Raw genomic sequence first — 22,988 nt, 5'->3', positions numbered from 1 at the left:
GGCTCAGAAGGTGCCCGTCCACCGCAACCGCTGCCACGTCTGCGCCCACGGCAGGCGCGGCCCCCGGCACACCAGCAGCTCCTTGCCCTCCTCGAAGTGCGGGACGGCGAAGGTGAGCCGCCCGCGCGCCTCGCACCGGCCGAACAGCGCCGAGAACGACGCCCGGTCCACCCCGACCGCGACGACCACGTCCACGCCGTCGGCCGGACGCCCGAAGTCGGCGTAGGAGTTCTGGGCGCTGTAGGTCCGGGGCAGCCCGTACGCGCCGCCGTACCGGGCCAGCGCCCCGGCCTCGCCGTAGTTCTGGGCGTACACGACGGCCCGCCGCCGTTCGTCCTCCGGCAGCGCGCGGTGGACGGCGGACACCTGCGCGGCCAGGTCCGGCCAGCCGGTCTCCCCGAACTGCTCCTCGCCGAGCACGGCCAGCACCGGGTTCCCGGCGTACGTGGCGATCGGCAGGACCGGCAGCACCATGAGCGCCGCGAGCACCCCGTTGAGCACCGCCGCCGCCCCCAGCCACAGGCGGCGGCCGAGCGTCGCCGCCCGCACGCACCCGGCCGCCACCAGCACGGTCAGCAGCCCCTCGGTGTAGCGGGGCTCGGCCCCGAGCAGCATCAGCAGCGGCGCCACGACGAGGTACGCCGCGGCGACCGACCGGTACGGCCGCCACTCCGCCCGCCGGAGCAGGGCCACCAGCCCGATCACCCAGACCGGGGTGAGGAAGGGCCCGATCATGAGCACCTGGCCCACCAGGAAGTTGACGGCACCCGCCGGCCCGGCCGACATCTCGCCCGCCATCGTGAACTGCGGCCATCCGTGCGCGGCCTGCCAGACGAGTCCGGGCGAGGCGATCAGCAGCGCGACCCCGGCGCCGCCCAGGAGCCACCCGCCGCGCGGCACGCGCCGCGGCCCGGCGACGAGCAGCCCCGCCGCGAGGGCGACGACCAGCAGCACCACCAGGTACTTGGCCAGCAGCCCCACGCCGACGATCGCGCCCACGGCGAGCCACAGCCGCTCGTCGCCGGTCCGCAGGACGCGGATCACCAGCCAGCACGCCGTGACCCACACCAGGTGGTCGACGGCGGTGGGGTGCAGCACGTGCCCGGCGGCGAGCGTGGCCAGCGTGGCGGCGCAGACGCACGCCGTCAGCACCTGGAGCCGGCGTCCGGCGCCGAGCTCGCCCGCGATCAGCCCGGTGACCAGCACCGACACGGCGGTCAGCAGCGCCGGCACGACCCGGATCGCGGTCAGCGAGTCGCCGAACAGCACGATCTGCAGCCGGGCCAGCAGGGGGACGAGCAGCGGCTGGTCGACGTACCCCCACGCGAGGTGCTCGCCGGCGACCCGGAAATAGAGCTCGTCGACGTAGTAGCCGGGGCCGCCGGCGAACGCCAGAAAAACCGCGAGGACCGCGACGGTGACCACCGAAAGACCGATGACGGCCCTTTTCGGAGATGTCTCCGCCCGGGGTGGAGAAAGAGTTGCGACGGTGTCCACGAGAACCCCTTCCAGCGTTTGTGTGGAGGTGTAACCGCTGGTCGCAGCCTCCCATCGAGTCGATGAAGACACAACGGAATTGACTCGTCCGGAAAACACACAGCTCGTCGGCCGAGTCCTCCGGCACGCATTGACGGAAACGAATTGAGCGATTTATTTTGCGTCCGGGTATCCCACTCCAAAACGCACGTGAGGTGAATGTGATGCAGGAACTCCAGGCGAACAATCTCACCGAATTCGAATGTCTGGCGCTGAACAGCCCGCTGAACCTCGCCGACGGGCACGCCCGGCAGGCGCTCACCGCGAGCCAGGCGCGGATCATCGACGACCTGCCCAACCTGTTCGCCAAGGCCGCCGCGCGGGCTCCCGAGGAGGTGGAGCTCGACGCCTGCCGCGCGTACCTGGGCCTGCTCGGCCAGCACAGCCACCCGGTCGGCGAGGGCCGCGTGTTCGCCTGCTACTCCTCCTCGGTGGCCATGGAGATCTTCGCCAGGGCCCTGGCCCAGAAGGGCGACACGGTCGCGCTGATCCACCCGACGTTCGACAACATCCCCGACATCCTGCGCGGCGTGGGCCTGAACCTGCTCCCCCTCGGAGGAGGACGTCCTGCACGGCGGCGACCTGCCCCGCGCCCTGCTCGACGCGGTGAGCTGCGTCTTCGTCACCACGCCCAACAACCCCACCGGCCGCGTGGTGACGGAGGAACGGCTGCGCGCCCTGGCCGCCCAGTGCGCCGAGCACGACGTCGTCCTGACACTGGACACCTCGTTCCGCGGCTTCGACCCCCGGGCCCACTTCGACCACTACCGGGTGCTGGAGGACAGCGGCTGCCGCTGGATCGTCATCGAGGACACCGGCAAGCTCTGGCCCACGCTGGAGCTGAAGATCGGCTGGCTGGTGACCTCGGCCAGGCCCGGCCTGCCCGTCGCCAAGGTCTACTCCGACATCCTGCTCGGCGCCTCGCCGCTCGTGCTGGCGCTGGTGCAGCGCTTCGCCGAGGACGCCGCCGACGGCGGCCTGCCCGACCTGCACCGCTTCATCGCCGGCAACCGCGCGCTGGTGCGGCGCTCGCTCGCCGGCCTGCCGGACGTCGACTTCCCCGACCCCGCCAGCCGGGCCAGCGTCGAACGGGTCCGTCTCGGGCGGCGTTCGTCGCTGGAGGTGTGGTCCGCGCTGCGCGAGCACAACGTGTACCTGCTGCCCTGCCAGAAGTTCCACTGGGCCGACCCGGCCGAGGGCGACCACATGCTCCGCGTGGCGCTCGCCCGGCCGGCCGCCTCGCTCGACGAGGCGACGCGGGCCCTCCGCCTCGTCCTGTCCTCCCGATGAGCCTCACCCCCGCCGTGTCCCCGGGGCGGGGGCGGGCCGGGCCCGGGTCACACGCGCTGCGGTGGGAGGCGGGCGTCGTGCAGTCGGTGGCGCCGCCCGGCACGACCGACCTCGGCCCCGGCTACCTCGGCCCCGGCCTGCTGCCCGTGGACCTGCTGGCCGAGGCGTACACCGAGGCCATGACCGGTTACGGCGCGGCCGCCCTGGCGTACGGCGACGACCGCGGCGCGCTCACCCTGCGCGCGGCGCTCGCCGCCCGCGGGGGCGCGGGCGGGCCGCGTGGGGTGCTGGTCACCGCCGGCACCTCGCAGGCGCTGCACCTGCTCGCCACCGCCCTGGCCCGGCCGTGCGACGCGGTGCTCGCCGAGGACTCCTGCTACGACCTGGGCAGGCTCATCCTCACCGACTGCGGCCTGCGGCCGTACGGGGTGCCAGGGGACGCCTGCGGGATGGACCCGCAGGCTCTCGACGCGGCCCTGACCCGCATCCGCCCGGCCTTCGTGTACCTCAACCCCACCTTCCACAACCCGACCGGCCGGGTCGTGCCGCTCGGTCGCCGCCGCGAGCTGCTGGCCGTCGCACGCCGGCACGCGACGACGATCGTCGAGGACGACGCCTACGCCGACCTGCGCCTCGACGGCGACGCCGGACCGCCCGCCCTGGCCTGCCTGGACGGGCACCAGGGCGTGATCAGGCTGGGCACCTTCTCCAAGTCCCTGGCCCCCGGGCTGCGCCTCGGCTGGCTGACGGCCGAGCCCGCCGTGGCCGACCGGCTGGCCGCCCATGGCGTGTTCCAGAGCGGCGGCTGCCCGAACCACACCACCTCGCTGGCCGTGGCCACCCTGCTGGAGCGGGGCCACTACGACCGCCACCTGCTCTGGCTGCGCGAACGCCTGCGCGAACGGCGCGACGCCTTGGTGGACGTCCTCACGGCGCGGCTCGGCGACGGCTTCGCCATCGACCGGCCCGCCGGCGGCCTGTTCGTGTGGGTGCGTGCCGACCGCGGGGAAGCGGGGCTGCTCGCCGCCGCCCGCCGCGCGGGCGTCCTGGTCGCCGCCGGCTCCCGCTTCGCCCCCGCTCCCGTCCCCGCCTCCGTCCCCGGCTCGGCGGCGGGCTCGGGCGGGGGAGCGGCGGGCGCCGTACGGCTCGCGTACGGACTCAACCGCCCGGACGAGCTGGCCGCCGCCGCGGAACGGCTGGCGGAGGTCTGGAACGCGATCCCCCGAGAGACCTGAGAATCCGATGCCCCGACAGGAGATGACCCCCTGATGACCGCACCCCCGCGCACCGCACCCGAGCCCGCCGCGTCCCCGCCGGCTCTGCCGTCGCGCGGCGCGTCCCCGCACGGCTACACGCTCCCGCTCTCGCCCTCGGGGCGTGCGGCGATGGTCACCCCGCCGCCCTGGCACTTCTCCGGTGACGTCATCATGGCCGACTACCGCGTGGACCCCGAGGCCGCCGCCCGCTTCCTGCCGCCGGAGCTCACCTTGGGCCCCGACCCGGGAGCCGCCGCCGCGGTCTTCGCCGAGTGGCAGTGGTGCTCCGCCGACGGCGCCGAGCTGGCCGACCCCGCCCGCTGCCGGTTCGCCGAGTTCCTGATCCTGCTCGCCTGCGAGTATCGCGGCCGCCCCCTGGCCCGCTGCCCGTTCGCCTGGGTGGACGAGCCGGTGCCGCTGGTACGCGGCTGGATCCAGGGCATGCCCAAACAGTTCGGTCAGGTGCACCAGATCAGGCCGGCCCGGGTCGGCAGGGCGGGGCCCAGGCTCGCCCCCGGAGGCCGCTTCGACGCCGCGCTGTCGGCGGGCGGCAGGCGCGTCGCCGAGGCGGCCGTGACCGTCGAGGGCCGCGCCGACGGGCCGCCCCGCCTGCACACCGTCCCGCTGGTGCACACGCGGCTGTTCCCGGCCTGGCTCCCGGCGGAGGAACCGGTGACGCGGCTGGTGACCTCGGAGGTGAGCGACGTGGAGTTCTCGGAGATCTGGACGGGCCGCGCCGAGGTGCGCTTCCCCGACGTGCCGGACTCCGACCTGGCCGAACTGGCCCCGGTCGAGGTGGGCCGGGGGTACGTCTTCTCGTACGCGGAGACGCTGCACCATGGCCGGGCACTGGAGCCGGCGTAGACTCTCGTTAACGGAACGCTATTCGGTCGTCAACTGAAGTTAATTCCTCTGGTATGCTCGCAGCAGCGTCCCCTTCTCCACCCAGCCGCCTCCGTGCATCCGGCAGAGGAATCATGCCCGACACCCCGTCCGAGGGACGCCGTACCCTAGCGGCGAAGCTGGACCACCTGTTCCGCACAGTCCACTCGCGAGAGGGCGGCGAATACAGTTTCGAGGACGTCGCCGACGCGCTGCGGGCGGCGGGCGGGCCCACCATCTCGGGCACGTACATCTGGCAGCTCCGCAAGGGGTTGCGCGACAACCCCACCAAGCGCCATCTCGAAGCGCTCGCGGGATTCTTCGGCGTCCCGCCCGCCTACTTCTTCGACGACGAGGCGGCTGAGCGCATCGACGCCGAGCTGTCGCTGCTCGCCGCGATGCGCGACGCCTCCGTCCGGGGCATCGCGCTGCGGGCGGCCGGGCTCTCGCCGAAGAGCCTGACCGCGATCCTTGAGATGGTCGAGCGCGTACGCGAGCTCGAAGGGCTGCCCGACGCCGCCGAGGGCGACGCCCCCGAAGAGTGACCCGCGACGCGTCGAACAGGACCGGCGCGATCACCACGCCGAACGCCACGAACGGCTCCACCGCGGCCCCATGGGGAGCAGCGGGCTGCTGAGGTCTCCCGTCGTCAGCCGGCCGTCAGAACCAGAGGCCGCAGTGGTGGGCGGTCCTCAGGTTGATCGGCCGTACCGCTTCAGGAGCGAGCGCGAGCGCGCGGTCGGCGGCGTCCAGCCGGGGCCATCCGGTACTGCCCGCGCCGTTGGGGTCGCCGGTTCGCACGAACCTGGTCCAGTACCCGACGAGCCGGTCGGCCAGGCGCCGCTTCGCAAGGGACGGATGGCATGCCGAGACAGGTGGACCATGATCAGCGCCGCCGCCAGATCGCCGAAGCCGTATGGCGCCTGGCGACCCGTGGCGGTCTGGAGGACGTCACCCTGAGACAGGTCGCCACCGAGGCCGGGGTCTCCGCCCGGCTGCTGCAGTACTACTTCGGCACCCGCGACCAGTTGCTGCTCGGAGCGCTGAAGATCCTCAACGACGACGCCGAGCGACGGGCCCGCGAACGCCTCGCGCTGCTCGGCGACGCGCCCGGCATGCGGGCGATCGTCCGGGGAGTGCTGCTCGAGCTGCTGCCGCTGGATGAGGAGCGGCGTAACCGGCATCTGGTGTACGCCGCCTACTTCGTCCGCTTCCTCGCCGACCCCGCCCTGGCCGAGGTCGCCCGCGACGCGCCGCTCGCGCTGGAGAACCTCGTCGCCGGCCTGATCGCGCAGGGGCAGGAGCTCGGCCAGGCGCCCCGGGACGTCGACGCCGCGGCCGAGGCCGCGTTCCTGCTGGCGGGCGCCGAGGGGATCCGGTCGAGCGTCCTGCTGGGGCGGCGGTCCGCCGCAGACGCCGTAGCCATGATCGACCACCAGCTCGCCCGCGTCTTCGCCACGACGAACCGCTGAGGCGTGTCGGCGGTTGTCGGAAGCGACGCCTTGATGGGCGGGACGTGCGGGTGGCGACGGCGAGCGCCGCAGGAGGCCGGCTCGCTCGGAACGGTTGTTTGAAACGTTTGTCTGTGACCTTGGTAGGATCGCCCGCGTGGGAGTTCCTGACGATCTGCTGGCCGCGGCCAAGCAGTGCCTGTCCGAGCGCGGGTACGCACGCACGACCGTCCGGGACATCGTGGCCGTCTCCGGCAGCAACCTCGCCGCGATCAACTATCACTTCCGGTCCAAGGACGCCCTGCTCACCCAGGCGATGATCGAAGTGACCGGCGAAGCCGTCGCGGAGGTCCTGAAGGCGTTCCCCGACGACTCCAAGGAGTGGTTCGAGGCGTTCTGGGCGGAACTGATCGCGTCCTTCCGCTCCCGTCCGATGGTGTGGCGCGCCAACGTCGAGACGCTGGCGCAGGCGCCTCATCTTCCCGACGTACGAACCAGCCTGGCCGAAGGGCAGGCACTGGCCCGGCGTGAGCTGGCCCAGCGCCTGCCACGTCAGGACGAGGCGGCCGCGCAGGTGTTGTTGACGCTGTTCATCGGCCTGCTGGTGCGGTGGCAGATCGACCCGGACCACGCCCCGACGGCTCACGAGCTGGCCGCGGGCATCCGGTCGCTGGGCGCGGCGGCCGACGGCTAACGCATCGCGTGCCGTCCGGAGTGGTCCGGCTCGGGCTGCGGCCGGCTCGCTCGCCGTACGGAACGCAGCAGGACGGGCGCGAGCAGTGCCATCAGGCACAGGACGGCAGCCGCGGCGATCATGGCGTAATGCTGGCCTTGTGTGAAGGCTTCGCGGGCGGCGGCGGCGAGGGCGGTCGCGTCCGGTTCCGTCAGCTGCCGCGCCGTCTCCAGGGCGCCGCCGAGGGTGTCGCGGGCCGCTGCGGGGGCGCCGGCGTCGCTGAGGTGCTCCCGGTAGACGGCGGTGCCGATGCTGCCTAGCAGGGAGATGCCGAGCGCGCCGCCGAACTCGGTGGCCACCTGCGACAACCCGGCGACCGACCCCGCGCGCTCCGGCGGCGCGGTGGCGATGATCAGGTCGGCGGAGACCGTCAGGACGAGGGTGACGCCGCCGGCCATCAGCATGATCCCGGCGATCAGCAGACCGCTCCGGCCGGTCACCTCCAGCTGGGACAACAGGGCGAAACCGCTTGCACCGATGAGCAACCCGGCGCAGACCACCAGCCCGGGACGGATCCTGCGCACCAGGATCGGGGCCAGTCCGGCGGCGAGCATCGCCGTCCCCGCTGACGGCAGCGCGTACAGTCCCGCGATCAGCGGCCGGGCGCCCATGACCATCTGCAGATACTGGGTGGTGAACAGGCTGGAACCGACCATGGCGAAGACGCCGAGGGTGTTCGCGCTGACGGCGGCGGTGAAGGCGCGGCTGCCGAACAGGCGCACGTCCAGCATCGGGTCAGCGGTCGCGCGTTGGCGCCGGACGAAGGCGGCGCCCGACACCAGCCCGGCGACGATGGCCAGCACCGGCGGCCCGCTGAGGCCGTCCTGTGCGATGTGCTGGATCCCGTAGATCGTCGGCAGGATCGCGCCCAGCGACAGGGCAACCCCGAACAGGTCGAACCGTCCCGGACGCGGATCACGGGACTCGGGCAGCAGCAGCGGCGCGAGGACCAGCAGCAGCGCCATCACCGGCAGGTTGGCCAGGAACACCGAGCCCCACCAGAAGTGCTCCAGCAACGCGCCGCCCATGAGCGGGCCCAGCATGGCGCCGCCGGCGAACGCGCCGGTCCAGATGGAGATGGCGATCCGGCGCCGGCCGTCGTCGTGGAACATGTTGCGGATCAGCGACAACGTCGAGGGCATCAGGGTGGCGCCGCCCACCCCGAGCAGGGCCCGGGTGGCGATCAGCAGGTCGGCGCTGGGGGAGAACGCGGCGACCGCGGAGGCCGCGCCGAACGCGGCGGCGCCGGCCATCAGCAGCCGTCGCCGTCCCACCCGGTCGCCCAGCGCGCCCATCGGCAACAGGAGCCCGGCCAGCATGAACGGGTAGATGTCGATGATCCACAGCAGCTGGGAGCCGCTCGGCGCCAGATCGGCGCTGATGAACGGCAGCGCGTACGACAGAACGTGCAGGTCGACGGAGATCAGAAGTACGGGCAGGACCAGGACGGCCAGTCCGATCCATTGTTTGCGTCCGGCACTCATGAGCGGCCTTTCTCGCGGAGGGGAGCACCGGCGTGGTGCAGGTGGCGGAGGGCCTCGCCGTGCGAGGCCACGAAACCGGCCTCGTGGTACGGCAGGCCGAGCCCGCGGCAGTAGGCCCGTACGAGGGGTCGGGCCTTACGCAGGTTGGGGGTGGGCATATGGGGAAACAGGTGGTGTTCGATCTGGTAGTTGAGCCCGCCCATGGCGAGGTCGACGAACCGGCCACCGCGCACGTTGCGGGTGGTGAGCACCTGCTTGCGCAGGAAGTCCAGCTCGTTCTCGCCGGTGAGCGTGGGCATGCCCTTGTGCCCGGGGGCGAAGACGCAGCCCATGTAGAGGCCGAAGAGTCCCTGGTGCACGGCGAAGAAGACCAGCGCCTTGCCCGGCGACAGGACCCAGGCCAGCGCGCCCAGGTAGAGGACGAAGTGGGCGAGCAGCAACGCGCCCTCCACGACGCGGTGTTTCAGCCAGGGCCGCCGAAGGGCGCGGATGCCGCCCAGGTGCAGGTTGAGCCCCTCCAGCAGCAGCAGCGGGTAGAAGAGCAACGCCTGCCTGCCGCCGATGAGCCGGGCCAGGCCGCGGCTGTCGCGTGCCTGTTCCGGGGACCACACCAGGACGTCGGGCACGACGTCCGGATCGAGGTCCTCGTGGTTGGGGTTGGCGTGGTGGCGGGTGTGCTTGTTCATCCACCAGCCGTAGCCGAGCCCGATGGCGAGGTTGCCGCCGAGGAGCCCGAGGACCTCGGTGGGGCGCCGGCCGGTGAAGATCTGCCGGTGGGCCAGATCGTGCAGGACGAGCGCGACCTGTGCGAAGACGATCGCGAGGAGGGCGGCCAGCGGCACCTGAAGCCAGGAGTCGCCGAGCAGGAAGAACGCCGCCACGGCTGCCAGGTAGAGACCGGTCACCGCGCTGAGCCGTACCAGGTAGTAGCGGGGGCGGCGGTCGAGGAGCCCGGCCTGCCTGATGCGGCTGGACAGTCGGCTGAAGTCGCTCACGGCCGTGGCCGTTGCGGATGCTTGTGCCATGCCGCCGAACATACACACGTTTGGCGCAAACGTGCAAAACACTTGTTTGTGACGCTTGTTTGGATAAGGTGGCGGCATGAAGGAGCGAGACAAGCTGATCGAGGGCGCCAAACGCTGCCTGCAGGAACGCGGCTACGCCCACACCACGGCCCGTGACATCGCCAGGACCAGCGGCGCCAACCTGGCCTCCATCGGCTACCACTTCGGCTCGAAGGACGCGCTGCTGGTCGAGGCCATGCTCGAGGCGACCGCCGAGTGGGCCGACAAGCTGCGTCAAGCTCTTGCGGAGGACGTGCCGGAGTCCGTGTGGCGGCGGGCGATCGAGCTGCTCGACCTGCACCGTCCCGTCTTCGTGGCCAACATCGAGGTCTTCGCCCAGGCCGAGCGCCGGCCACAACTGCGGCAGGCGCTGGCCGACGCGCAGGAGACCGCCCGCCAGGAGCTGTCCCACTGGCTCGCCGAGGCGACGTTGCCGCGGGCCACGCGGCAGGCGATCGGAGCCCTGTGCCTGACCCTGCTGACGGGGCTCATCCTGCAGCACCTCATCGATCCCGACCGCGCCCCCACCGCTGAGACGCTGACGGAGGCGCTGCGTGCCGTACGGTCCGGCGCCGCCGGATGACCACGATGCCGCCACTCACCCTGCGTCAGGGCCTGATGATCGTGGATGCGGTGAACGGGCTGGGCGCCGCGGAACGCACGGCCAAGGCGCGGTTGCTGGCCAGGGGAGTGGCCCAGGTGATCGCGTTGGGTTCACCGGAGACCTGGGCGGCCGAAGGACGCGTCCTGCTGGACATGATCGAAGCCTGGAGCGTCGACCGGCGGCTGATGGTCGTCGATGCCGCCGAGCGGTTCTGGACCTGTACGGAGGGCGGATACGAGGAGGGGCTCAGGGAGGTGGGGCTGCTCTCGGAGGGAGCCTCCGGGCCGGCCCTGGACGCGGTCAGCCGGTCGCCGACATCCGGCGCTGCCCAGGCCCTGGGCCGACGATCGTGACCGCACCTCGGGCTACCAGGCCCATCGGAAGCCCGCCGCCGCGTTCTCCATGGCGGGGACGTAGCGGTGAGCGCGATGAAGGTTGTCGAGCGCCACAGGTTCCTCGGCGAGCACCGTACCGGCACGGTGATGGTCCCAGGTCGACCACCACGTGTGGCGCGGCAGCCGTTCGACGTGGAACTGGACGACGATGCTGATGCTCTCGGTGCGGGCGTGGAAGACCCTTCGGTATTCCGTGTCCGGCTCGGAGGAAGGAAGGAACGTGCGGCGGTATTCCAGGCGGGTGTCCTCGCCTGCCAGCAGCGGCCTCGGAAGCAGGATCTTCATCACGGGCGGCTCCAGGCGGACCTCGTGGACGGTCTCGACATCGGCGGTTCTCGGCGACAGGAAGCACGGATAGCAGTCGATGTTGTCCTCGCAGGCACGGATTATCTTCGTGGAGCGCTGGGCGGCCGCCCGGCCGTCGGCGTCGATCGTGCGGTGTTCGAGGAGCATCAGCGTGCGGTGGCGCTGGCGCAGGGGGAGCGGCTGCGGGGCCTTGATCCCCGCCGGCGGGCCCGTGAGGGCTTCCCGCAGAGCCCGCTCGTCCTCGTCGCTCATCTCGAAGGCGTCCACGAACAGGCTGAGGGTGTCGGGACTGAAGACGGTGCCTGCCAGGGCGCGGCCGATCCGGTCCTTCAGAATCCTGCCCGGGTCCTTGACCGTGTCCGCTAACAGGCCCTGCTCCACCAGGTGAGCAGCCACGACCTTGGCCACCGCGCGCCGGCTGGGCACACCGGACGGGGAACACCGCTGCTGATGGCGCTGCCAGCGCCGACGGTGTTCCGGCCGGTCGAGCAGTGTTCGCAGCAGCCGACCGGCGAGCTCGGCCCGGGTGGGGACTGGCTCATTGGCCACGATGGCACCCCTGGTTGCGATCTATCAGCGACAGACATCTGCTTTATTGGCCGTCTCACGGCCGTGACGGCAGCATAGCCGCGCTGCTCACCGATCAGCCGTGCCATTCAGGCAAATCACGCAACATGGGTGGGGTGGGCTCAGCGCATGGCCGATTTACGCATGCACTACGAGCGGCAGGCCGACGGTCCGCTGGTCAAGGGCGACCAGGTGGACGGGGTGCCGGTGACGGGGTTCGCCACGGCTCTCGAATCCGGTCCCGATGACCGCCTCCTCCTGGCCGGGGACGAAGCCTGCGCGCGCATCCCGACACGGCCGATCCCGCCGCGCGAGGATCCGAGCATCAAGCGGTGCGGCCCCCAGATCGCGCACCGGATCGGGGAAGGGGATGTGACGGACGCGGACGACGTCAGGCCAGGGCTTCGCGCGGCGGTGAGCAGAGCCATCGACCAGTGTCCTGAGCCGGGCCGTTTCGTGCGATCGCTGGTCGCGGAGTTCGCGCGGCGGGACTGCGCTCTGTGGCTCATCGGCGGTGCTGTCCGGGATCTCGTGGCCGACCCGGCCCCGGCCGTCAACGACCTCGACTTCGCCGGCACGATGCTGACCGGCGAACTTCACGCCCTGGCCCCCGAGATGCTGGCGCTCAGCGGCCTGGGAGACCACCGCCCCCACATCTCGCCCGGCCGCGTGCTTTCGGTCCAGGACGGCATGCCGGGCTCCGAGCGGATCATCGAGTACAAGGCGCTGTCGCAGCACGGGTTCCGTTTCCCCGCCTCAGGCGGCGACCTGCTCGACGACGTCGGCACGCGTGATCTGACGATCAACGGTCTCTACTACGACCTGCGGCGGCACGTCCTGATCGATCCGTCGGGGCAAGGAGTGCGACATCTTCGCGCCATGCCCAGGACGCTCGCGCCTGTCTACGCCGGGGATGACCCCGTCGAGCGCGTGAAGGTCGTCATCCGAACAGTGAAGTTCGCCGTCCGATCACCGGATGCGGACATGTCGGAGGCGGCCGCGTGGATAGATCGCCATCTTGCCGATCTGGCTGGTGAACTGCCCGCGGACATGCGACGCAGCCTGCTCGGCTTCTGGGGACGATGCATTCCCAAGGAGCGGACGTCAGAAGCCCTGCGGGCGGTGGAACGGCTGGGCGCCGTGGCGGGCTCGCTGATCCAGGCCGTACGGGAGGGGGGCCGTCATGCCGGCTAAGCCGCTCAGCAACTGGGTGCGCCCGGCCGCGGACCCCTACGGCGACGTCAACGACGGAGACGAGAGGGCCGATGCGCGACAGCTGCCGCACTTCGCGCACGGGTGGCGGCACGACCGCGCGGACGGGGCCCTCGTCCTTGTGCACGAGCAGACCGGCGAGAGGCTCGTCGAGGTGGACGAGACGTGCACTCCGATCCGGGTCACCCAGGAAGGGCTGCGCGTACTGCGACGGATCGAGGACGCGTGGCCGCACGCGCCGTGGGACGCGGAGTCGATCGCCGTGCTGGCAGCGGAGGACCGGCCGCTGCGATACCTGCTGCTGGCGCGGCTCGTGACAGAGGGCGAGCCGCCGCCGCAACTCTTTCACGTGCTTCCGTGGGAGCTGGTGACCCGGCTGGCCGAGCAGGTACGGGCGACGCTGAGAGGGCCTGCGGCCGTTCCCGGAATCTTGTCACGGCACTGGTTCGCCCCCGCCGGATCCCGCTTCACCGCGGCACTGGATCAGCTCGCGGCCGGCCTGCGCTTCGGTGACGCCACTGCTGCTCGGGCCGGCGCCACCGCACTGTGCAGCCGGATATCCGAGCTGCAGGCGGCGCGGGTGCCCGCCGTGACGCGTGAGGCGTTGTCTCTCCTGCTTCTGGACCTCCCCAGCCGCGATCCGTTGTTGGCACACTTCGCCTCGCGGAGCGCGGAGAGACTGCTGGAAGCGGCCGACGTCGGGGAGGGGGCCGTGCGCGTGCCGATCGCCCTTCCTCCCGCGGCCGACACTTCCGGCGTGCGTCGGATGCGCTATCGGCTGCGCAGGGATCCCTTCGAGGTCGAGGCGGTGGTCACCAGCAGCGGAGTGTTGGAGCTCGGTGTCACCGCACGGCTCGATCCCGGCCGTGCCGGCTACGTCGCCGAGACGTATGGTGTCGTGGTCTCCCGCGTGGACGTGGGCCCGCGCACCTTTCTCATCCCGCTGGACCGGCACGCCGACGGCTTGTCCGGCACGCTGCCTGTGAGGCTGCCACTTCGCGAGTTCGACGTGGATGTGACCCTGCCCGCCATCGGCGGCTTCGAGGTGGCTGGGCTGAGCGAGGAGGACCTGTTGCCCTCGCTCCCCGCGAGTCTGCCCCGGCCCGCCCTGCGGTTGTGGCGCGAGCTCGCCGCCGCACTGCGTGACGACCATGTCCTGCACTCCCTGCTGGCCCGCCTCTCGGGGGATGTTCTGTGAAGGACGAGGACGTCAGGAGGCTCCTCCACGACTCGGCCGCCGCCGAGTACAAGGCCGTCGACCTCGTGGGGCCTGGGGTGCCTTTCACGAGATTCGTCCGGGCCTGTGTCGCCGACGGGGACATGGAGTCCCTCGCCCGGATCGAGAAGGGCGGCACCGCCCTGGAGGACCTGCTCGGACAGCTGCCGACGGTCTTCTATCCGGATTTCCTGGACGGCGAGACGTCTGTGCCGTCCGCGGTCATCGTGGCCCGCCGGTTCGCCGGCCTGGCCTTGACCTTGTTGGAGGCGGACGGGAGGGAGCAGCGCGTAGAGGCGTGGCTGGACTGGCAGCGGCGCGCGTTCGCCTCCCCGGTACCGCGGCCGACAGCCACCGACGCAGCGCTGGCCTGGCTCGCCGGCGATGATCCTGGCATCGCTCCGGAGGCCGCGACGGGCGTGCTGTTCGCGACGAACGACGCTGGGCTGCAGGGCCGGCTCACGGCGCGCCTGATTCCCGGCCGCCCACCCGGCCTGGCACCCGATCCATCCCAGATGACGTTCTTCACCGCCGATGCGGACTTCCAACGTGGGCTGGACACGGCATGGCGGCAGGCGGGTGGACGGCTGGCCGGGCAGGTGTTGTGGACGATCGAGTCGCAGACCGGCGAGTTGCAGGCCGGGCCCGCGGCACGGATCGTGGGCGGCTCCCTGAGCACAGCGTTCGCCTTCATATTGAACGAGCTGCAACGAAGGAGCGGCCGGCGGCACGCGTTGACGTGGTCCAGGCCGCGTGCCCACCTGGCGATCGTCGGAGACCTCAAGGACGACGGCTCCGTCGCTCCCGTCGAGGGATACGAGGAGAAGGTGGCGGCGGCGGCGGGCATCAAGCGGCTCATCGTCCCTGCCCAGGACCTGGCGAAGGTGAAGACCCTCGCACCGCCAGGGCTCGTGGTGCGGGGGGCGAGAACCTGGCAGCACGCGGCCCGCCAGGCCCGTCGCCCCCACGGATGGAAGACCCTCAGCGCGGCACTCGCAGTGCTGCCGTTCGGCATCATCGCCGGGTTCGGTTACACGAACCACGTCGCCGCCCAGGCTGCCACGCTGCTGCGCCAGAGCGACGACGCATGGCAGCAAGATCTCGTGCTCGCTGGGCAACTGGCTGCGAAGTCCTGGTCGCTGCGCCGAACGCCCGCGGCCCGTTACCGCATGCTCAGGACGGTCACCACTCGGGTCCGGGCGATCCTGCCGGTCGGGGACTCCGAGATCGTCATGGCATTCAGCCCGGCCAACGACCGGCTCGCCACCGCCGGCATGAACGGCGTGCTCAGGCTGTGGAAGCCGCAGACCGGTGAAAACGCGATCACCACGAGCCTCATCGGCAAGAAGATCTCGGGACTGACGTTCAGCGCGGATGGCTCCAAATTGGCGGTCGCCCTCTCCGACAGGACCGCACTGCTTCTCGACCCGGCGACCCTGCGACCCCTGTCCGAGCCGCTGCGGCACGACAGCCCCGTTCTGTCGGTGTCGTTCAGCCGTGACGGCCGAACCCTCGCCACCGTGACCGAGGAGGGGACGATTCGCTTGTGGGACGTTGAGCGGCGACGCTCTTCCGCGCCGCCGCTGAGGACGGAGCCAACCGGGCAGATCACCATCGTCGCGCTGAGCCCCCGCGGCGACGTCTTCGCCACCGGGGGCATCGACGGCAAGGTCCAGCTCTGGGATCTCGGTACGCGCCGGCTGATCAAGACGCTGTCCGGCGGCAACTCGTCCGTCAACGCGGTGGCCTTCACCCCCGATGGCGCCAGGCTGGCGGCGGGCGGCACGGACGGCGTGGTCACGCTGTGGGACGTCGGCACCCGGAAGGCCGTCGCCGCGTTCCGCCACGACCAGAGCGTCACGGGCCTGTCCTTCAGCGCCGACGGCACGACTCTGGCCTCGTCCAGCACGGACATGACAGCCCGGCTGTGGGACATGGAGACCTTGCGGCAGCGCGGCGCGCCCTTCAACGGCCAGGGACGATACCTCACGGCGGTAGCGCTCGCCCCGGATGGCCGCACACTGGCCACGGCTGTCCAGGGCGGCACCGTATGGCTGTGGGACGCGACCTCCTGGCAGCCGGAAGGCAAGCTGCTCCCCACCCGGGACGAGGCGGTGGCCGTGGCCTACCACCCAGATGGGCGACTGGCCGTCGCCGACGGTCGTGACGTCAAGGTATGGACTCCGCCGGCCGGCACCTACACGTCGTACGCTCACCCGCAGCAGGTCAGGGCCGTGGCCTTCAGCCCCGACGGACGAACCCTGGCCACCACAGGCCGAAAGGACGCCGTGCGGTTGTGGTCGAACGGCGGAGTGAGAGCCGTATCGCCCCCGACCTCCGGGCTCTACAGCGACCTCGCCTACAGCCGGGACGGCAGTGTCATCGCAACCGGCGGCAGCGGACAGGCGCAAGTGTGGGACGCGGCCGGCGCCAAGCCCATCACCAAGCCGTTCGGCACGGGCATCCTCGGCCTGGCGGTGGGCGGCGAGCTCCTGGCCACCGCGGACTCCCGCGGCAACGTCGAACTCAGGACCATGCAGGAACCGGACAAGCCCGGAAAGGTCCTGAAGACCGGCTGGCCGCACACCGTCGATGTCGACGTGAGTGCCGACGGCAAGCTGGTGGCCGCAGCCGAGGGCCAGACCGGGCAGGTGGCCATCTGGGACGCCGACACCCGCCGGCCTCTCCGGAACTTCGTCGTCAAGACGTCCTCGATCTACCACATCGCCTTCAGCCCCGACGGAAGGATGCTGGCTGCCGGCACCAGCAACGGCGAGGTTCATGTGTGGGACGTCGATGACGGCGGGTTGCTGGCTCCTGGGCTCCGCGTACCGGGTGGCGTCACCAGCCTGGCCTTCAGCAAGAAGGGCGAGCGGTTGGCGGTCGCGACCGTGTCCGGCGTGCAGATCTGGCGCCTGGACGTTCCCGCTGACCCCCTTCGCGTCATCTGCTCGCTGACCCGGGAACCCGACACGGAGTACTGCCCAGCATGAGCGGGAGGTTCCGCAGCTCGTCGTAGCCGCTGGTGCATGCGGGCGGCCCCCGGAGTGATCCTCCAGGGGCCGCGATGGCGGACGATGCCAGGCGCTACGGCCTGATCTCGCGCACGAGCCTGGAAGACCAGTCGCACCAGACGAGGCCGGGGAGGAACGCTCCGCCGGCCTCGTCCAGGTGGTCCTCGACGTAGGGGATCGTCGCGTCGCAGACTTCGATGAACTGGTCGAAGAAGTCGATGGTGTCGGTGTTGAGGTGGTAGCTCCATTGCGGGTTGTAGTCGGCTTCGCGCTTGAGGATGCGTCCGACGACGTGCGGCCGGTCTGTGGTCTCGCCGTTCACCAGGTCGCGGGCGTGCTGGATCTTCGCAGGGTCGGTGAGCTTGACGACGAACCTTTCGTGGGTGACGTCGGTCATCTCGAAGTAGGCCGCGTCCGCCGCCTGGGCGGGTGCGGGGCCGGCGACGCCGAGGGCCGCAACGGCGACGAGAGCTGTGAGGGTCTTGGCCAGGACGCTGCGCATGGAGATCCCTTCACCAGGTGTGACTACAGTGAGTTGTGATCAGCAACGCTAAGTAATCACATGATCTGGCGGTCACCATCTGGCGTCACCGTGACAACGTAGTCACTCTCCGCATGGGCGTCCGCGTGCGCTTCCGTTCCCCGGTACTCCGGGGCCCGTGTCGCCGCCCCACCCACTCCAGCGCCGCGATCTGGTCGAGGAACCCGCGGTTGGGCGGCGCGTCGTCGAGGAACGCGAAACCCTCCGCGCCCACGCGGCAGTTGACGGTCACCACGACGAGTCCCGCCCCGGCCAGCGCCGCCGGGTCGTACATCGGGTCAGTCCGTGCCCCGCGGCGGACCCACGTCGACCGGCAGGGACAGCGGCACCGGGGGCCGAACTCCGCCGCCTGCCTCGTGCCGTCCCAGCGGTGCGGCGGGGCGGGCGCGGCGAAGCGGAGCGCCCCCACCGGGGGCTGGGCATAGGGGATGCCGCGGAACACCGTGTGCCCCTGCCGCCGGCGCCCCTGCACCACGCCTTCCGCGGTCCGCACGCCCGCGCGTTGTGGCGGGTGGTGGCGCAGCGCGGCGTCTCACGCACCTGACGACACGGGTGGTGGCGCAGGAGGCGGGCATGTCCCTCGGGCAGCTGCAGCACTACTTCGCCTCCCGGGCCGCCATGCTCTCCTTCGCCATGGGCTTCGCCTCCGAGCAGACCTCGCTGCGCGTCGAGCAGGGCCTTGCCGAGCTCGGCGACCGTCCGCACCCCCGTGACGTGCTGCGACTGACGCTCGCGGAGATGCTTCCCCTGCACGCCGACGCCCGCGCGACCAGCCGGATGAGCGCCGCCTACGTCCTGGAGGCGCTGCACGACGAGGCCGTCCACGAGCAGGCGCGCCGCGGCCTCGTCCAGGGGCGGGGCTCTGGTCGAGCAGCTGGTCCGCCAGGCGATCGCCGACGGGCACATCCCCCCGGCCGCGACCCGGCGACCGAGACCAACCTGCTCCTCGCCCTCACCGGCCTCACCCCTGCTCGAACTGGACGTGATCACCCCCCAGGACGCCCTCACCGCGATCGACCTGCACCTGGACAGGCTGTTCACCGAGCAGAACCGGAACGCGTGACCGAAAAGCCCGGTGAACGCGCTGGCTTCTGCGAAAACGGGAGCTGGGCGGCCCCGCGTCCGGAAACAGCGGAGCCCCGCGCGGAGCTCCCCGGGCGGGTTGCGTGTGGCACCTTGAGCGGGTGATGCTGGGGCGGCCCCGGAGCGACACTTCGATGTGGAGGCCCATGGACGTGGTCAGCTTCGCCGACGTCCCGCCGCAGGAGCGGTTCGCCTTCTGGCGCGAGATGAGCTCGAAGATGTGGATGCCGCTGGACGCGTCCTGCGAACCACGTCTGGAAAGCGCGTTTCAGGCTCACGTCGCGCTCGGCGGGCTCGGCCTGGTGCAGGCGACCTTGCTGACCGCGCCGTCGCTGACGATCCGGCGTACGCCCCGGCTGATCCGCCGCTCCGACCCGGAGACCTTCTTCGTGACCTGCGCCGTCCGGGGTCACGCCGGCGGAGAGCAAGCCGGCCGGCGGGGGGAGCTGCGGGTCGGCGATCTGATGCTCCGGGACAGTTCGCAGCCCTATGTGACCACGTTCGAGTCGAGCGGCCCCGCCGACGGCCAGGTGCTGTCGCTGCAGTTCCCGCGCTCCTTGCTGCCGCTGCCCGAGCGGGGCCTGCGCGAGCTCAACGCGGTGCCGATCAGGGGTGACCGGGGGATGGGCGCGCTGGCCTCGCAGTTCCTGCTCCAGCTGGCCCGGCACCTGGAGGAGTTCAGCCCGGCCGAGGCGACCCGGGTCTCCACCCTGACCCTCGACGTCCTGACCGCCGCGCTGGCCGGTGCTCTGGACGCCCACAGCGCGGTACCGCCGGGCAGCCGGCGACGCGCGTTGCTCGCCCGGATCCACGCCTTCGTCCAGGCGAACCTGGGCGACACGGACCTGACCCCGTCCGCGATCGCCGCGGCACACCACATCTCCCTGCGGTATCTGAACAAGCTGTTCCACGCCGACGGACACACCGTGGCCGGCTGGATCCGCGAGCGCCGCCTGAAGCAGTGCCGCCGCGATCTCGCCGAGCCGCATCTGGCCGGCTACCCGATCAACGCGATCGCGGCCCGGTGGGGGTTCACCAGCCCGGCGCATTTCAGCCAGGCGTTCCGCGGCGCCTACGGGTTGTCGCCGAGCGAGTTCCGCCGGCAGTGCGCGAGGTAGTGCCCGCAGGCTGAACATCCGTGCCCGCAGCCGTAAGGCCCGCTCCGGCCGCGGCGGGCATTCTTTTGCCTGGACGGGGTCAAGAACGCCGAGACCTCCGATCGCGTCACACGGGGGCGTCACGGGAACCCCATGAGCAAAGGAGAAACCCCTATGAAGACAGCGGGAACGTTCAGGAAGGGCCGCCTTCTGGGTGCCTTCCTGACGATGGCGACCGCTCTCGCGGTCACCACGACGGTCGCGAACTCGCCTGCTTCGGCCGAAGTCGCGGATGCCAGGAAGGTGGCCGGGATCAGCCGGTGCCTCGGGCTCTGGGCCCAGGACGGCAGGATCAAGCTCCAGCACCAGAGCCGTTGCGGCCCCAACGGCTCCTACCACATCCGCGTCTGGAGCCCCGGTCGCAGCACCAACAGCGGCACCTACACCTACAGCGGCGTCGCCCTGACGTTCAACAACCCCTGGCCGGTGCCCGCGGGCACCAACATCTGCGCCGAACTCTGGCACCACGAGCCCGGCGGCGGCTATTCGAGCTGGGGCCTTCCCTGCGACACGATGTGACGCCGGGCTGAACCATCGCGCGGGAGGCGGCTGCCCGGTGGCCGCCTCCCGCGTCTGCCGTGCGCGGGGAGGTCTTCGGAACGTCGGGTCAGTGGCGGTGGGCGGCGGGCGGCGCGTGGTGATGGTGGCCCGCTGGTACGGGCGGCCGCTGGTCCGCCAGTCTCCAGGTGGCCAGGGCGGTCAGCAGTCCGGCCGTGGTGAGGAGGCCGCCGACCCAGTTGACCGAGCTCAGGCCGAGGCCGCCGTCGATGGCCGCCCCGCCCAGGTGGATGCCGATGGCGCTGCCCAGCGTGAAGACGGAGATGTTGGCGGCGGAGGCCACGTCCGGCGCCTGACCCGCGGCCGTCATGACCCGCAGCTGCAAAGGGGCGACCACGGCGAAGGCCGCGGTCCCGAAGACCAGCATCATCACGACCGTCGCCGGCCTGCTCTCGATGGCGAAGGTCATCGCGAACAGGGCGACGGCCAGTGCGCCAAGGGTCGCGAGCACCGTGGGCATGACCGCCCTGTCGGCGAGCTGCTCGCGCATGGTCGGCCCCTGGCCGGCGCCGCCCAGGTGCGCCCGCGCGTGCGCGTCGAGCCCGTCGAACTCGGCGCCCGGCCGGGCGTCGTGGTGGTGTTCGTGACGGACGTCCGCCGTGTCGCGGCGGCCCAGCGAGCCGATCAGGCCGAGCAGCGCGACCGCGCCGAAGACCACCAGGGTCCAGAACGTGAACCGCCAGCCGAGCGCCTGCCCGATCGCCGCCCCGAGCACCGTGGAGGCCGTCAGCCCGGAGAAGACGATGGCCACCGCACGTCCCTTGCGCGACGGGTCGCGACGCCGAGCGCGTAGACGCTCTCCAGCGCGCCGACGGCGCCGATCGTGACGTTCAATGACTGGGCGATCTCACGGACGACACCGGCGACGATGAACTCGTCGGCGCCCATCGCGAACGCTCCGACGACCATCGCCCAGATCGCCAATGGCAGCTTTCTCATAGCGCGCTCCCTGCGTGGAGGGCCGCCTGCCGGGGGTTCGCACCCTCGGCAGGCCTTGCGCCGCCGTAAGCAACATACCCGCCCGGGGTATTCCGGTATCCGTGAGGGGTCAGGTCTGCTGGTAGCCGAGGAGGGTCATCATGCCCGATTCGGCGTGGTAGATGTTGTGGCAGTGGATCATCCAGAGCCCCGGATTGGCGGCGTCGAAGTCGACGTTCAGCGTGCTGCCGGGCAGGACGATCACCGTGTCCTTCCGGACGCCGCCGTCCGCCAGGGCGAAGGTGTGGCCGTGCAGGTGCATCGGGTGCCACATGGTGGTCCGGTTCACGAACGACAGCCGTACGCGTTCGCCCGACCGTACCGGTGAGATGATCTCCGGGTCGTACTTCTTGCCGTTGATCGCCCAGTCGTAGGCCATCATGGTGCCGGTCAGCTCCAGCCTGACGGTGCGGTCGGGCTCCTTGGCCGGCAGCCGCACGCCTTCGGCCGGCTTGAGGTCGGCGTAGCGCACGACGTCGCCGTCCAGTTCCCGGGGGCGTACGCCGGCCTGGGGAGCGGAAGCGCCGTCGCTGGTCCGGATCAGGCCACGGGCCACGGCGTTCTTGCCTTCGGCCAGGGCGACCAGCGGGAAGACGCCGTCCTTGAGGGTGACCAGCACGTCGTAGCGCTCGCCCATGCCGATCAGCAGCGCGTCGGTCCCGGCGTGCTGGACGGGGAAGCCGTCGGTGTGGGTGACGGTCAGCCGGTGTCCGGCCAGGGCCACGCGGAAGGCGGTGTCGCCCCCGGCGTTGATGATGCGGATGCGCAGCCGCGCTCCCGGCCTGGCGCGGAAGGTCTCCGCGGCGGCGGGGACCCGGCCGTTGAGCAGGAAGTGGGGGTAGCGTACGTCACCGGCGTCGCCGCCGAGCAGCGGGCTCGTCGCGCCCATGAGCATGTGCTTCGCCGGGCCGGAGGAGGGGGCGGCGGTGGCGCCGTGGTCCATCCCCGGCATGTCGGGCGTGGCGCCGGTGGGGGCGGCGGCGCCGTGGTTCATGCCCATGCTCATGCCTCGGGACAGCTCGGCCAGGACCTCTTCGGGCGTGCCGGTGACGCCGTCCAGCCAGTCGTCGAGGACCACGACCCATTCGGCGTCGTAGCCGAGCGGCTCGTGGGGGTCCTCCACGATCAGCGGCGAGTACAGACCTCGGTCCAGCTGGGTTCCCGAGTGCGGGTGGAACCAGTAGGTGCCGGGGTCGGGGGCGGCGAACTCGTAGACGTGCTCGGCCCCGGCGGCGACGGGCTGCTGGGTGACGCCGGGCACGCCGTCGGCCTCGTTGCTGAGCGCCAGGCCGTGCCAGTGGATGCTGGTGTCCTGGGGGAGCCGGTTGGCCAGACGGGCGCGCACCACCTCACCGGCCCTGACCCGGATGGGCGCCCCCGGGACCCTGCCGTCGTACGCCCAGGTGCGCACGGTGACGCCGCCGAGGTCCACCTGGCTCTCGGCGGCGGTCAGGCGGAAGTCGCGGACCGCGCCCGTGCGGCGCGCCCGCTCCACCTGCCGGACCTGCTCGCTGGTCGGCGTGACGAACGCCGGCCCGGTGGCGGCGGGCTCACCGGCGCACGCGGTGAGAGCGCTGCCCAGGACGCCGAGCCCGGCGGCCCGCAGCATGGTACGTCGATCGATCTGCATGATTGATGCCTCGCTGAGAAGTCGTGCTCAC

24 protein-coding genes are annotated in these 22,988 nt (G+C 71.5%); 14 read left to right on the top strand and 10 right to left on the bottom strand.

Going from position 1 to position 22,988, the window contains the following annotated elements; all coding sequences use genetic code 11:
- Positions 1-3: 3 nt before the first annotated feature.
- Positions 4-1,425 carry an ArnT family glycosyltransferase gene (locus ACNF49_RS38960; RefSeq protein WP_482940796.1) on the bottom strand — a complete coding sequence of 474 codons (1,422 nt, stop codon included), beginning with the start codon at positions 1,423-1,425 and terminating at the stop codon, positions 4-6.
- A 717-nt stretch (positions 1,426-2,142) separates the two neighbouring features.
- Between ACNF49_RS38960 and ACNF49_RS38955 the strand changes: the two genes are divergently transcribed.
- The 4 genes from ACNF49_RS38955 (at position 2,143) to ACNF49_RS38940 (ending at position 5,509) form a co-directional block, all read left to right on the top strand.
- Positions 2,143-2,826 (top strand): aminotransferase class I/II-fold pyridoxal phosphate-dependent enzyme, encoded by a 684-nt coding sequence (locus ACNF49_RS38955; protein ID WP_482940795.1) that lies wholly within the window; start codon positions 2,143-2,145, stop codon positions 2,824-2,826.
- Positions 2,823-4,061, top strand: coding sequence for an aminotransferase-like domain-containing protein (locus ACNF49_RS38950; RefSeq protein ID WP_482940794.1), 1,239 nt, complete (start codon positions 2,823-2,825; stop codon positions 4,059-4,061). Before ACNF49_RS38955 ends, ACNF49_RS38950 begins: the two co-directional genes overlap by 4 nt.
- Before the next feature lie 33 nt (positions 4,062-4,094).
- Positions 4,095-4,946: an enduracididine biosynthesis enzyme MppR gene (mppR, locus tag ACNF49_RS38945; protein WP_482940793.1), complete on the top strand. Its 852-nt coding sequence runs from the start codon at positions 4,095-4,097 to the stop codon at positions 4,944-4,946.
- Between the two features lie 113 nt (positions 4,947-5,059).
- Positions 5,060-5,509 carry a helix-turn-helix domain-containing protein gene (locus ACNF49_RS38940; protein WP_357971275.1) on the top strand — a complete coding sequence of 150 codons (450 nt, stop codon included), beginning with the start codon at positions 5,060-5,062 and terminating at the stop codon, positions 5,507-5,509.
- 115 nt (positions 5,510-5,624) lie between these two features.
- Here the strand turns inward: ACNF49_RS38940 and ACNF49_RS38935 are convergent, their stop codons facing one another.
- Entirely contained in the window at positions 5,625-5,765 is a 141-nt protein-coding gene (locus ACNF49_RS38935) for a hypothetical protein (RefSeq protein ID WP_357971274.1), read from the bottom strand.
- Positions 5,766-5,827: 62 nt separating this feature from the next.
- On the opposite strand from ACNF49_RS38935, the gene ACNF49_RS38930 reads away from it, so the two are divergent.
- Both ACNF49_RS38930 and ACNF49_RS38925 read left to right on the top strand, forming a co-directional pair.
- Entirely contained in the window at positions 5,828-6,436 is a 609-nt protein-coding gene (locus ACNF49_RS38930) for a TetR/AcrR family transcriptional regulator (RefSeq protein WP_482940792.1), read from the top strand.
- A 136-nt stretch (positions 6,437-6,572) separates the two neighbouring features.
- Positions 6,573-7,109 carry a TetR/AcrR family transcriptional regulator gene (locus tag ACNF49_RS38925; protein ID WP_357971272.1) on the top strand — a complete coding sequence of 179 codons (537 nt, stop codon included), beginning with the start codon at positions 6,573-6,575 and terminating at the stop codon, positions 7,107-7,109.
- On the opposite strand, the gene ACNF49_RS38920 is transcribed toward ACNF49_RS38925, so the two are convergent.
- Positions 7,106-8,632: an MFS transporter gene (locus tag ACNF49_RS38920; RefSeq protein ID WP_482940791.1), complete on the bottom strand. Its 1,527-nt coding sequence runs from the start codon at positions 8,630-8,632 to the stop codon at positions 7,106-7,108. The genes ACNF49_RS38925 and ACNF49_RS38920 overlap by 4 nt on opposite strands.
- Positions 8,629-9,657, bottom strand: a complete 1,029-nt coding sequence (locus ACNF49_RS38915; RefSeq protein WP_482940790.1) for a fatty acid desaturase family protein — start codon at positions 9,655-9,657, stop codon at positions 8,629-8,631. The genes ACNF49_RS38920 and ACNF49_RS38915 overlap by 4 nt, the downstream gene beginning before the upstream one ends.
- A gap of 76 nt (positions 9,658-9,733) precedes the next feature.
- Here ACNF49_RS38915 and ACNF49_RS38910 point away from each other — a divergent pair, with 76 nt between their 5' ends.
- A complete protein-coding gene (locus ACNF49_RS38910) occupies positions 9,734-10,279 on the top strand; it encodes a TetR/AcrR family transcriptional regulator (RefSeq protein ID WP_357971269.1) in 546 nt (181 codons plus the stop codon).
- Between the two features lie 5 nt (positions 10,280-10,284).
- Complete coding sequence (locus ACNF49_RS38905) at positions 10,285-10,653, top strand: hypothetical protein (RefSeq protein WP_482940789.1); 369 nt, start codon at positions 10,285-10,287, stop codon at positions 10,651-10,653.
- Positions 10,654-10,665: 12 nt separating this feature from the next.
- Here the strand turns inward: ACNF49_RS38905 and ACNF49_RS38900 are convergent, their stop codons facing one another.
- A complete protein-coding gene (locus ACNF49_RS38900) occupies positions 10,666-11,409 on the bottom strand; it encodes a hypothetical protein (RefSeq protein WP_482940788.1) in 744 nt (247 codons plus the stop codon).
- 288 nt (positions 11,410-11,697) lie between these two features.
- On the opposite strand from ACNF49_RS38900, the gene ACNF49_RS38895 reads away from it, so the two are divergent.
- From ACNF49_RS38895 to ACNF49_RS38885, 3 genes are read left to right on the top strand one after another with little or no spacing between them, the layout of a single operon-like run.
- On the top strand, positions 11,698-12,762 hold the full coding sequence (locus tag ACNF49_RS38895) for a tRNA nucleotidyltransferase/poly(A) polymerase family protein (protein ID WP_482940787.1): 1,065 nt from the start codon (positions 11,698-11,700) through the stop codon (positions 12,760-12,762).
- Positions 12,752-13,978: a hypothetical protein gene (locus ACNF49_RS38890; RefSeq protein ID WP_482940786.1), complete on the top strand. Its 1,227-nt coding sequence runs from the start codon at positions 12,752-12,754 to the stop codon at positions 13,976-13,978. Before ACNF49_RS38895 ends, ACNF49_RS38890 begins: the two co-directional genes overlap by 11 nt.
- Positions 13,975-16,989, top strand: coding sequence for an eIF2A-related protein (locus ACNF49_RS38885; protein ID WP_482940785.1), 3,015 nt, complete (start codon positions 13,975-13,977; stop codon positions 16,987-16,989). Before ACNF49_RS38890 ends, ACNF49_RS38885 begins: the two co-directional genes overlap by 4 nt.
- Before the next feature lie 94 nt (positions 16,990-17,083).
- Here ACNF49_RS38885 and ACNF49_RS38880 read toward each other — a convergent pair whose 3' ends face one another.
- Entirely contained in the window at positions 17,084-17,512 is a 429-nt protein-coding gene (locus tag ACNF49_RS38880; protein ID WP_482940784.1) for a BP74-related protein, read from the bottom strand.
- 85 nt (positions 17,513-17,597) lie between these two features.
- On the bottom strand, positions 17,598-18,044 hold the full coding sequence (locus ACNF49_RS38875; RefSeq protein ID WP_482940783.1) for a carboxylesterase family protein: 447 nt from the start codon (positions 18,042-18,044) through the stop codon (positions 17,598-17,600).
- Between the two features lie 80 nt (positions 18,045-18,124).
- Between ACNF49_RS38875 and ACNF49_RS38870 the strand changes: the two genes are divergently transcribed.
- The 3 genes from ACNF49_RS38870 to ACNF49_RS38860 all read left to right on the top strand — a co-directional run bounded on the left by ACNF49_RS38870 (position 18,125) and on the right by ACNF49_RS38860 (position 20,310).
- Complete coding sequence (locus ACNF49_RS38870; protein WP_482940782.1) at positions 18,125-18,739, top strand: hypothetical protein; 615 nt, start codon at positions 18,125-18,127, stop codon at positions 18,737-18,739.
- Positions 18,740-18,780: 41 nt separating this feature from the next.
- A complete protein-coding gene (locus ACNF49_RS38865; protein ID WP_482940781.1) occupies positions 18,781-19,752 on the top strand; it encodes a helix-turn-helix domain-containing protein in 972 nt (323 codons plus the stop codon).
- A gap of 153 nt (positions 19,753-19,905) precedes the next feature.
- Entirely contained in the window at positions 19,906-20,310 is a 405-nt protein-coding gene (locus ACNF49_RS38860; protein ID WP_357971259.1) for a hypothetical protein, read from the top strand.
- A gap of 88 nt (positions 20,311-20,398) precedes the next feature.
- On the opposite strand, the gene ACNF49_RS38855 is transcribed toward ACNF49_RS38860, so the two are convergent.
- The 3 genes from ACNF49_RS38855 to ACNF49_RS38845 all read right to left on the bottom strand — a co-directional run bounded on the left by ACNF49_RS38855 (position 20,399) and on the right by ACNF49_RS38845 (position 22,957).
- Positions 20,399-21,100: an MFS transporter gene (locus ACNF49_RS38855; protein WP_482940780.1), complete on the bottom strand. Its 702-nt coding sequence runs from the start codon at positions 21,098-21,100 to the stop codon at positions 20,399-20,401.
- Positions 21,076-21,288 (bottom strand): hypothetical protein, encoded by a 213-nt coding sequence (locus ACNF49_RS38850; protein ID WP_357971258.1) that lies wholly within the window; start codon positions 21,286-21,288, stop codon positions 21,076-21,078. The genes ACNF49_RS38855 and ACNF49_RS38850 overlap by 25 nt, the downstream gene beginning before the upstream one ends.
- Positions 21,289-21,397: 109 nt before the next feature.
- Complete coding sequence (locus tag ACNF49_RS38845) at positions 21,398-22,957, bottom strand: multicopper oxidase family protein (protein WP_482940779.1); 1,560 nt, start codon at positions 22,955-22,957, stop codon at positions 21,398-21,400.
- Positions 22,958-22,988 lie beyond the last annotated feature (31 nt).

This window comes from Actinomadura sp. ATCC 39365 (assembly GCF_054392275.1).
The sequence above is the reverse complement of the archived record's forward strand: the minus strand, read 5'-3'. Positions and strand labels throughout refer to the sequence as shown.

Bases quoted from the DNA above. Each gene is read 5' to 3' on its own strand.
- ACNF49_RS38950 (WP_482940794.1), top strand. From the start codon at position 2,823: ATGAGCCTCACCCCCGCCGTGTCCCCGGGGCGGGGGCGGGCCGGGCCC.
- mppR (WP_482940793.1), top strand. From the start codon at position 4,095: ATGACCGCACCCCCGCGCACCGCACCCGAGCCCGCCGCGTCCCCGCCG.
- ACNF49_RS38940 (WP_357971275.1), top strand. From the start codon at position 5,060: ATGCCCGACACCCCGTCCGAGGGACGCCGTACCCTAGCGGCGAAGCTG.
- ACNF49_RS38930 (WP_482940792.1), top strand. From the start codon at position 5,828: ATGCCGAGACAGGTGGACCATGATCAGCGCCGCCGCCAGATCGCCGAA.
- ACNF49_RS38920 (WP_482940791.1), bottom strand. From the start codon at position 8,632: ATGAGTGCCGGACGCAAACAATGGATCGGACTGGCCGTCCTGGTCCTG.
- ACNF49_RS38915 (WP_482940790.1), bottom strand. From the start codon at position 9,657: ATGGCACAAGCATCCGCAACGGCCACGGCCGTGAGCGACTTCAGCCGA.
- ACNF49_RS38910 (WP_357971269.1), top strand. From the start codon at position 9,734: ATGAAGGAGCGAGACAAGCTGATCGAGGGCGCCAAACGCTGCCTGCAG.
- ACNF49_RS38905 (WP_482940789.1), top strand. From the start codon at position 10,285: ATGCCGCCACTCACCCTGCGTCAGGGCCTGATGATCGTGGATGCGGTG.
- ACNF49_RS38895 (WP_482940787.1), top strand. From the start codon at position 11,698: ATGGCCGATTTACGCATGCACTACGAGCGGCAGGCCGACGGTCCGCTG.
- ACNF49_RS38890 (WP_482940786.1), top strand. From the start codon at position 12,752: ATGCCGGCTAAGCCGCTCAGCAACTGGGTGCGCCCGGCCGCGGACCCC.
- ACNF49_RS38880 (WP_482940784.1), bottom strand. From the start codon at position 17,512: ATGCGCAGCGTCCTGGCCAAGACCCTCACAGCTCTCGTCGCCGTTGCG.
- ACNF49_RS38870 (WP_482940782.1), top strand. From the start codon at position 18,125: ATGTCCCTCGGGCAGCTGCAGCACTACTTCGCCTCCCGGGCCGCCATG.
- ACNF49_RS38865 (WP_482940781.1), top strand. From the start codon at position 18,781: ATGGACGTGGTCAGCTTCGCCGACGTCCCGCCGCAGGAGCGGTTCGCC.
- ACNF49_RS38860 (WP_357971259.1), top strand. From the start codon at position 19,906: ATGAAGACAGCGGGAACGTTCAGGAAGGGCCGCCTTCTGGGTGCCTTC.
- ACNF49_RS38850 (WP_357971258.1), bottom strand. From the start codon at position 21,288: ATGAGAAAGCTGCCATTGGCGATCTGGGCGATGGTCGTCGGAGCGTTC.
- ACNF49_RS38845 (WP_482940779.1), bottom strand. From the start codon at position 22,957: ATGCAGATCGATCGACGTACCATGCTGCGGGCCGCCGGGCTCGGCGTC.